At 57.6% G+C, this 8,238-nt stretch carries 8 protein-coding genes and 1 pseudogene; 3 read left to right on the forward strand and 6 right to left on the reverse strand.

Annotated elements, in window-relative coordinates; genetic code table 11:
- Positions 1 to 82: 82 nt before the first annotated feature.
- Positions 83 to 869 (reverse strand): annotated as a pseudogene (locus KMP13_RS02440) (IS5 family transposase).
- Between the two features lie 306 nt (positions 870 to 1,175).
- Positions 1,176 to 2,078: a LysR family transcriptional regulator gene (locus tag KMP13_RS02445; RefSeq protein WP_215263989.1), complete on the reverse strand. Its 903-nt coding sequence runs from the start codon at positions 2,076 to 2,078 to the stop codon at positions 1,176 to 1,178.
- A 26-nt stretch (positions 2,079 to 2,104) separates the two neighbouring features.
- Between KMP13_RS02445 and KMP13_RS02450 the strand changes: the two genes are divergently transcribed.
- Complete coding sequence (locus tag KMP13_RS02450) at positions 2,105 to 2,353, forward strand: hypothetical protein (protein WP_215263990.1); 249 nt, start codon at positions 2,105 to 2,107, stop codon at positions 2,351 to 2,353.
- Positions 2,354 to 2,475: 122 nt separating this feature from the next.
- Here KMP13_RS02450 and KMP13_RS02455 read toward each other — a convergent pair whose 3' ends face one another.
- The 4 genes from KMP13_RS02455 to dgcN form a co-directional block, all read right to left on the reverse strand.
- Complete coding sequence (locus KMP13_RS02455) at positions 2,476 to 3,336, reverse strand: D-amino-acid transaminase (protein ID WP_215263991.1); 861 nt, start codon at positions 3,334 to 3,336, stop codon at positions 2,476 to 2,478.
- A 72-nt stretch (positions 3,337 to 3,408) separates the two neighbouring features.
- Positions 3,409 to 4,173 (reverse strand): metallophosphoesterase family protein, encoded by a 765-nt coding sequence (locus KMP13_RS02460; protein ID WP_251363649.1) that lies wholly within the window; start codon positions 4,171 to 4,173, stop codon positions 3,409 to 3,411.
- A complete protein-coding gene (dgcA, locus tag KMP13_RS02465) occupies positions 4,170 to 5,135 on the reverse strand; it encodes an N-acetyl-D-Glu racemase DgcA (RefSeq protein WP_215263992.1) in 966 nt (321 codons plus the stop codon). Before dgcA ends, KMP13_RS02460 begins: the two co-directional genes overlap by 4 nt.
- A gap of 148 nt (positions 5,136 to 5,283) precedes the next feature.
- Complete coding sequence (gene dgcN, locus KMP13_RS02470; RefSeq protein WP_215263993.1) at positions 5,284 to 6,285, reverse strand: N-acetyltransferase DgcN; 1,002 nt, start codon at positions 6,283 to 6,285, stop codon at positions 5,284 to 5,286.
- 321 nt (positions 6,286 to 6,606) lie between these two features.
- Here dgcN and KMP13_RS02475 point away from each other — a divergent pair, with 321 nt between their 5' ends.
- On the forward strand, positions 6,607 to 7,587 hold the full coding sequence (locus tag KMP13_RS02475) for an L-malyl-CoA/beta-methylmalyl-CoA lyase (protein WP_215263994.1): 981 nt from the start codon (positions 6,607 to 6,609) through the stop codon (positions 7,585 to 7,587).
- Positions 7,588 to 7,617: 30 nt separating this feature from the next.
- Positions 7,618 to 8,061: an IS5 family transposase gene (locus tag KMP13_RS02480; RefSeq protein WP_353055671.1), complete on the forward strand. Its 444-nt coding sequence runs from the start codon at positions 7,618 to 7,620 to the stop codon at positions 8,059 to 8,061.
- Positions 8,062 to 8,238 lie beyond the last annotated feature (177 nt).

Consider the following 8,238-nt stretch of genomic DNA (forward strand, 5'->3'; position numbering starts at 1 on the left):
TTCAAGGCGGGAATGGCGGCAGCCCAACGCTGATCTGGCAAGAAGTAACGGCGGTGCGTGACGCAGGTCCCGTTACAGCATCTCATAGCCAGCAAATGACGCGTGCGGCGAGGGCGATGGCTGACAGGAAGACCTTCTGGCAGCGGCCGTAGCGGGTTGCCACACGGCGCCAATCCTTGAGCCTGCCGAACATGATCTCGATCCGGTTGCGCCGTTTGTAGCGGCGTTTGTCATACTTGACGGTCTTCTTGCGCGACTTGCGGCCAGGAATGCAGGGCTTTGCGCCCTTGTCTACAAGGGGTTCTCGGAACCAATCAGCGTCATATCCTCGGTCTCCGAGAAGCCATTCCATCTTTGGCAAATTGCTCACCAAAGCGCGAGCACCGATGTAATCGCTGACCTGTCCTGCGGTCACGAACAGGTCGAGCGGTCGTCCCTGACTGTCGCAGATGGCGTGCAGTTTTGTGTTCATGCCGCCTTTGGTGCGACCGATCAGGCGTCCACGCCCCCCTTTTTGACGCCAAAACTGGTCGCGGTACGGTGTGCCTTGAGATAGGTCGCGTCGATCATCACAGTCTTCTCTTCGCGGTGCTCCGCGGCCAGACCGGCCATCATCCGGGCGAAGACGCCCTTGTCGCTCCAACGTTTCCAGCGGTTGTACAACTTCTTATGCGGCCCGTAGATAGCGGGGGCATCCCGCCAACGCAAGCCATTGCGGTTAATGAAGATAATCCCGCTCAACACACGCCGATCATCCCCTCTCGGGACATTGCTATGCAATGCCCTGCCGGGCAGTGAACGCGAGATTTCAGGAAGAAGGGTTCAAGACGCGCCATCTGCGCATCCGTCAGCCAAAATAGATCAGACATGGTCACCACTCGGTTTTTGAATCGTGAATCACGACCCTAAGCGGAAATCAATGGGTCCTGACCCTAAGGTAACAAAAATGCTCCGACACATTACCGCGATCACAATTGCATCATCTACACTGGTCTCCCCCGCGTCGGCGCCAGAAAGCTCCACCACCTGTTGGCTAAGCGAAGTAGTCGCAAGCAACAAATTGGCACATGGTGGCGATTGCCGTAGAAGCTCCCCACCTAGTCAATGCTGCGATATGAACCGCAAGGTCGGCACGGTTCACTGCCACTGACATCGGTCTCACCGACGGGCGAAACTCACTCTGTGAAACATCGCTGGATCACACTGCGGATCCAGCGGTTGCGGGGAGAGTTTTCCTGCCGCAGATGCCAGATCAGATCAAAGGAGATATCGGGCATCGAAAACGGCGTGGCGCTGGTTGCGAACTCGGCCATCACCCCGTCGTGCAGCTTGGCCGGAAGGGTCGCGATCAGCGGGGTATTCCGCATCGCCTCGGCCAATAGCCAGACATTGGGCACGCCAACGGTCACTTGGCGGCGAATGGCAAATTCCTCCAACCGCTGTTCCACTGTGCTTTTGGTCCGCCCGCCGAAATCCAACACGATATGATGCGCCGCACCGTAGTCCTCGACCGTTGTGATTGGACCGCGCATGGTTGAGTCATAAAACACGGCCGAAGTGTCTTCATACAGGGTCGTAGTGCGTAACGTATTGACATAGCTGTTCAAACGCGGAACGATTGCCGCGTCCAGATCCATGCGATTGATCGTCTCTTCCAGATTGTCTCGCGCGCCTAATTCACGGATCGTCACCCGTTTGTTGGGCACCTCACTCCACACCGCCGTCTGGATCTCACGCGCAGCCACCGCCATGGCGCCGCCATTCATCGCAATGACAATCGGGCGCGGGTCGGTTTGCGGAGCATAGCTTTCGGACTCACCCAGGGCTTCCAGATCCGCCAGTATCTGACGTATCTGTGGTGCAAAACGCGTCGCAGCCGAGGTCGGCACAATGCCGCGCCCCGATTTCTGGAACAGCTCCACCCCCAAAATCCCGCGCAATTTCTCCAACGTATGGCTGACGCTGGATTGGCTGACACCCAATTTCAAGGCGGCCTGGCTCACCGAGACTTCATCGAAAACCATCAGAAAAACCCGCAGTGTTTGGCCGTTTATCTGGGATACATCGATTTTCGTCATGAGTTAATCCGCTGCTTCGATTGCTCTTGTCAGAACAAGTAACGCAAAGTTTAATAGAAATTACAGTTAGAACAAAAAAGGCTGAAAAGGCTGCTATGGGTTACACGAAATCAAACAAACTCCCCCCGTCTGGATCACCAGGTAATGGGGTCGACGCTGCAGATGGGGTGGGCATTAAATCCTTGGTGGATCATGCCTTAGATTGTGCCCGAAACTCCAATTTTCAAGAAGCAAGAGAAGCGTTAGAGCAGGCAAAACAACGCCTGAAAGAATAATATCGCTTAATTCATGCCTCGCTTAAGGCACAGAGCAAACAGACCAGCCACCACTCACGCAATGCTGTCTGTGCAAAGGGTCGCCCCGCAAACTCGGGACGGCCGTTTTTTAATCAGTACGATCAGATCGCCGCCGCACGGCTTTCTTCCAGGTAAATCTCACGTAGGCGTTTTGCGATTGGACCCGGAGTGCCATCCCCCAGCGCCACGCCGTCAATCTCAACAACCGGCATAACAAAGGCCGAGGCAGAGGTGGTGAAAGCCTCATCCGCCTCTTTGGCCTCATCAATGGTGAACAGGCGCTCTTCGACCTTCATTTGGGCCTCTTCGGCCATGCGCAAAACCGCCTTGCGGGTGATGCCGTGCAGAATGTCGCTGGACAGCGGGCGGGTCACGATCACGCCATCTTTGACGTAATAGGCATTGTTGGACGTGCCCTCGGTGACATAGCCGTCTTCGATCATCCAGGCGTCATCGGCACCGGCTTTCTTGGCCATCATCTTACCCATGGACGGGTAAAGCAGTTGCACGGTTTTGATGTCACGACGGCCCCAGCGGATATCCTCGACCGAGATGATTTTGGCCCCTTTGCGCGACGCAGGACTGTCCGCCAGGCCCGGTTTGTTCTGGGTGAACAACACGATAGAAGGGGGCGTATCATCGGATGGGAAGACAAAATCACGGTCGCCATCGGAACCACGGGTGACCTGTAGATACACCAGACCCTCTTCGATCTCGTTCAGCTCGACCAGTTTGCGATGGATCTCCAGCAGCTCTTCCTTGGAGCACGGCGCGGCCATGTCCAGCTCACCCAGCGACCGGTCCAGACGCACAGCATGACCTTCAAATTCGATCAGCTTGCCATCCAGAACAGATGTCACCTCATAAACCGCATCCGCAAAAAGGAATCCACGGTCAAAGATCGAGACCTTGGCTTCGGTCTCAGGCAGGTATTCGCCATTTACATACACGGTACGGGTCATGGACTAACTCCTATTGTATTTGCTGCTTTGTCGGGCGTGTTGGCCCGCGCGTCAAGCATCGATGAAGGGGGATCAGGTGGTGTACCACCCAGTTTCAAGTACACGCGCCCAGCCCGGGCGTTGATGTTTCAGGGCGAGGCCCACCATGCGGGAGGCATCATAGGTCACCCGGCGCAGCTCAACCTGCCAGCCGTTTTGGGCGCGTTCAATCAACGCAAACCGCGCCGCCGGGTCACCGCTTTCAACCACATGGGGTACTGGTGCGTCATCGTCATATCCCGGCAGGCCGACGCTGCCCGGGTTCACCACCAAGGCGCCATCCGACAGCTGCACGATCCCCGGCACATGGGTATGGCCACACAGGTAGATCTGGATGCCCTCACCCATGTGATCTGCCGCAAATCCGTCCACCTCGGCGCGGGCGCGCTGAACCACCTGTCCGGTGGCGGTGACATCTTGCAGCCAATAGACATCATCGCGCGCAGGCGTCGCATGACACAGGAACAGATCGTCAACTCGCAGGGTCGCGGGCAAATCAGCAAGCCAACGCAGGTGGTCAGGTGTTAACTCCGCGTAGGCCACCGCATCTGACGGGGCAAGCGTCGCCGGATCACCCAATAAATAGCGATCATGATTGCCCCGGACCGAGGTCATGTCAGAACTCGCCATAATCAGATCCAGCGTCTCTGCCGCTGCCAATGGCCCGCTGGCATGATCGCCAAGGTTCAAAATACGGGTCGCGCCCAGCCGGTCAATCTCTGTCAGGGTTGCCGCCAATGCATCCGCATTGCCATGACAGTCCGCAATAACCGCCCAGCGTTCCCCGACCTCGATCATCCCCACAGAGCCACGTCGGGGGCGTGCACACCTGCTTCGTCAAACTGCAGCGGCGTGTGGCGGTCTTCGGCCAGCAACAATGGGCCGTCCAGATCAGTGACAACCGCCCCTTGCGCAACCAATGTCGCAGGCGCCATCGCCAGGGACGAGCCGACCATACAGCCTACCATGACCTTGAACCCGTCAGCCAACGCCGCCTCGCGCAGCTTCAGCGCTTCGGTCAACCCGCCCGTCTTGTCCAGTTTGATGTTGATCACATCATATTTGCCTTTGAGCTTGGTCAGGCTTTCGCGGTCATGGCAGCTTTCATCGGCACACACCGGCACCGGGCGCTCCATGCCCAACAGCGCATCGTCTTCACCTGCGGGCAGCGGTTGTTCAACCAAGGCCACGCCCAGACGCACCAGATGCGGAGCAAGCTCGGCATAGACCTCAGCCGACCAGCCCTCGTTTGCATCCACAATGATCGTGCTGTCCGGCGCACCTGCCCGTACCGCTTCCAGACGTGCCATATCATCCGGCGTGCCCAGTTTGATCTTCAACAGCGGGCGAAACGCGTTTTTTTCTGCTTGCGCCTGCATCTCATCAGGCGAAGCCAGCGACAGGGTATAGGCGGTGATCTCAGGCGCGGGCGCAGGCAGCCCCACCAGATCCCAGGCGCGCTTTCCGGCCTTTTTCGCCTCCAGATCCCACAGGGCACAATCCACCGCATTGCGCGCTGCACCTGCTGGCAACAAGCCTTGCAACATATCACGGTCAAACTCGGCCGGCAGGCCGCGGATCTCATCAATCACACTGTGGAGCGTCTCGTTGTAGCGCGCATAAGGCAAACATTCGCCCCACCCCACATGTCCGTCCTGTTCAATCTTGACCGTCAGCACCTTGGCCTCGGTCCGTGACCCGCGCGAGATTGTAAACACCTGCGCCAGTTTGAACACATCTGCGGTGACACTCAGTTCCATTTTACGTTCCCTTGCCATCTGACGCACATCACACGTCACCCTAAGGCTCACCCAGGTTTGGGGCCGCCCGTGCATTCATCTTTTCAAAAATACTTCCGCCGGAGGCGCCCGCAGTAAACCACACGCGCCTCCGATCGGGAAGGGTCGATTAAACCGCCGCGAGCGCGTCCACCAGACGGGCCGCCCCTTGGCGGAACGGATCCACGGCTGGCAAGCCCATCTCTTTTTCCAAACCGGCAAGATAGGTCAGCGCCTCATCTTCGCTCAGATGCTGGGTGTTTACAGAGATACCAACAACCTGACAGGCGGGGTTGGACTTCTGCGCCAGCGGCAGGGCGGTGTCGCGCAGCTCTTGCAAAGTCGGCAGGTCAAAACCCGGCAGGCCCCGCATGTGCGTGCGGGTGGGTTCATGACACAGGATCAACGCATCGGGTTGGCCGCCATGAACCAGCGCCAGGGTGACGCCCGAGTAAGAGATGTGGAACAGGGATCCCTGCCCTTCGATCAGATCCCAATGGTCGTCATCATTGTCGGGGGTCAGATATTCAACCGCACCCGCCATAAAGTCAGCGATAACCGCATCCAGAGGCACGCCTTGACCGGTGATCAGAATACCGGTCTGGCCGGTGGCGCGGAAGGTGGATTTCATCCCACGTTCCTGCATCTCAGCATCCATCGCCAGCGCCGTATACATCTTGCCCACGGAACAATCGGTGCCAACCGCCAGGCAGCGTTTGCCGGTCCGGTTCACGCCGTTTGCAATTGGGTAGGCAACAGTGGGGATCCGTACGTCATGCAGGGTGCAGCCGTGGGTTTGTGCGGCGGCAACCAGATCATTTTCATCGCGCAGCAGATTGTGCAGGCCGGATGCAATGTCAAAACCCATTTCCAGCGCTTGCACCAGAACCTCTTTCCACGCGGCAGAAATCACGCCGCCCCGGTTTGCAACGCCGATAACCAGCGTCTTAGCACCAGCTTCCTTGGCTTCGGTCAGGGTCAATTCGGTCAGGCCCAGATCGGCGCCACACCCCGGCAGACAGATCTGGCCAACCGCATGGTCCGGGCGCCAGTCCCGGATGCCAATCGCCACTTTGGCTGCCAACATGTCGGGCGCATCGCCCAAAAACAGGAGATAGGGGGTCTCAATCATCTCAATGCGCTCCGCATAGAATTAAAGTCCGAGATAATGTATCGGATTCGATCTGCGAGGAGCTCCCGGAGTGCAGCGCAGAATAAAGCTTCTTTGCAAGGTTCTTCGACTCATGAAGCATTTTTACCGTTTTTATTCCAACCAAATACGCATTGGCGCGAAAGGCTCCTGCGTTTCAGTGATTAATAATTGGGCGATTTGCAAACAATGCTGCACATGCAAAATGATCATTGCGCATTAATGCGAAATTATATATCAATCAAATGACACCAAACGACATATCATTACCTTTACGACACCATCCATCTGAGGAGCCCCGAGATGAGCTTTCGCATTCAGCCCACCGCCCCGGCCCGTCCGAACCGCTGCCAATTGTTTGGTCCCGGCTCGAACACAAAACTCTTCGCCAAAATGGCGGCCTCGGCGGCGGATGTGATCAACCTTGATCTCGAAGATTCCGTGGCGCCCTCCGACAAAGACATGGCGCGCGCCAATGTGATCGAGGCGATCAATACCGTTGATTGGGGCAACAAACACCTGAGCGTGCGGATCAACGGGTTGGATACGCCCTATTGGTACCGCGATGTGGTGAATGTGCTGGAACAGGCTGGCGACCGGCTGGACCAGATCATGATCCCCAAGGTGGGCTGTGCGGGCGATATCTATGCGGTGGATGCACTGGTTACCGCGATTGAGACCGCCAAAGGGCGCAGCAAGCCGATTGCCTTTGAGGTGATCATCGAATCAGCAGCGGGCATCGCCCACGTGGAAGAGATTGCAGCCGCCAGCCCGCGTTTGCAGGCGATGTCGCTGGGCGCGGCAGATTTCGCAGCCTCCATGGGCATGCAGACCACCGGTATCGGCGGTACCCAGGAAAACTACTATATGATGCACGATGGCGCGAAACATTGGTCCGACCCCTGGCATTGGGCGCAAGCAGCGATCGTGGCAGCCTGCCGAACCCACGGCGTGCTGCCGGTGGACGGACCCTTTGGCGATTTTTCCGACGACGAGGGCTATATCGCGCAATGCAAACGATCAGCCACTCTGGGCATGGTGGGCAAATGGGCGATCCACCCAAAACAGATTGCGCTGGCAAACCAGGTGTTCACCCCGTCTGAAGAAGCGGTCACCGAAGCCCGCGAAATCCTGGCTGCGATGGAAGAGGCCAAGGCATCCGGCGCCGGGGCAACCGTCTATAAGGGACGACTGGTGGACATCGCTTCGATCAAACAGGCCGAGGTTGTGGTGGCACAATCTGAGTTGATCGCAAAAAGCGCCTGGCGTGAGATCATACAGTAAAAAGACGGAGGCTCTCCCGCCCCTTTGGCAATGGACCAAAGGCCCCTTGCAAAGCGTTGGGCCGGGGGCCGCGCCAAAGGCGGCATGAACACAAAACTGCACGCCATCTGCGACAGTCAGGGACGACCGCTCGACCTGTTCGTGACCGCAGGACAGGTCAGCGATTACATCGGTGCTCGCGCTTTGGTGAGCAATTTGCCAAAGATGGAATGGCTTCTCGGAGACCGAGGATATGACGCTGGTTGGTTCCGAGAAGCGTTGAAAGACAAAGGGATACGTGCCTGCATCCCTGGCCGGAAGCACAGAAAAAAAGCGGCTAAATACGACAAGCGCCGCTACAAACGGCGCAACCGGATCGAGATCATGTTCGGCAGGCTCAGGGATTGGCGGCGTGTGGCAACCCGCTACGGCCGCTGCCAGAAGGTCTTTCTGTCAGCCATCGCCCTCGCCGCACGCGTCATTTGCTGGCTATGAGATGCTGTAACGGGACCTGCGTCACGCACCGCCGTTACTTCTTGCCAGATCAGCGTTGGGCTGCCGCCATTCCCGCATTGAACCCATATGGAGGATGACAGGATGAAGCTGTTTGTTGGATTGGATGTATCGCTTGCGAAGACCGCGATCTGCGTGATCAGCGAGCATGGTGAGATA

Source organism: Epibacterium ulvae, assembly GCF_018678075.1.
GTDB lineage: Bacteria > Pseudomonadota > Alphaproteobacteria > Rhodobacterales > Rhodobacteraceae > Epibacterium > Epibacterium ulvae_A.